Origin of the sequence: Pseudomonas sp. B35(2017), assembly GCF_002113645.1 — a bacterium.
GTDB classification, from domain to species: Bacteria; Pseudomonadota; Gammaproteobacteria; order Pseudomonadales; family Pseudomonadaceae; genus Aquipseudomonas; species Aquipseudomonas ekonensis.
Genome location: NZ_NEIZ01000050.1, coordinates 1 through 700 on the forward strand (window position 1 = coordinate 1; position 700 = coordinate 700).

The window sequence follows — 700 nt, forward strand, 5'->3', positions numbered from 1 at the left end:
GCGGGCCAGTGTTGGCGCCCGTGGTGCTGATGCTGTTGGTGGAGTAGCTCGGTGCCGTCCATGCACCGGTGTTCGCATCCAACGCTGCGCCGCCGCCCAGTGCGGTCGCGGTGTCCTGCCCGGCCTTGTTCAGTTGGCTGACGTTGACGGCATCGGTGGCGCTGGAGCCGGCGGCGAGGCCGGTGATGCGACGGCCGTCGGCGCCGTTGGCGATGTTCACTTCCCGCCCGCCGTTGCCGTGCCACCGACGCCGTAAGCGGCGTTACCCAGCGTGGCGCCGGTGGCGGACGAGTTGGAACCCAACGCCACACCGTTGGCAATCGTCGCGCTCGCAAGCGGGCCGATGGCGATGCTGTCCTGGCCGGTCGCGCTGCTGTCGGCCAGGGTCGAGTTGCCGTGGAAGTATTTGATGCCGGCGCCGTTGTTGACGAGGCTGTCGACGGTCTGGTTGGTCGCGAACAGTTGCGAGCCGTTAACGGCGTCTGTGCTGGTGGCGTTCAGGGCACCGGCTGCGACGTTGGTCAATTTCACCGCTGTGCCGGCCGGGTTGAAGGTCACTTGGGTCTTGGTCGCAGCATCGTCGTACTTCACAGCCACGGCGGCGGTGTTGGTCAGGCTGTTGTTGAGGTTGGTCAGCGCTGCGCCGACGTTGGTGCTGACCAGCGGGCCGGTGTTGGTGCCTGTGGCGCTGATGCTGTTG

1 protein-coding gene and 1 pseudogene are annotated in these 700 nt (G+C 67.0%); both read right to left on the minus strand.

Annotated elements, in window-relative coordinates; all coding sequences use genetic code 11:
- A partial coding sequence (locus CAG41_RS29055; protein ID WP_139835015.1) for a hypothetical protein occupies nt 1-220 on the minus strand: 220 nt, incomplete at its 3' end.
- 214 nt (nt 221-434) lie between these two features.
- Nucleotides 435-700, minus strand: a pseudogene (locus CAG41_RS29345) (hypothetical protein); the annotation flags it as partial.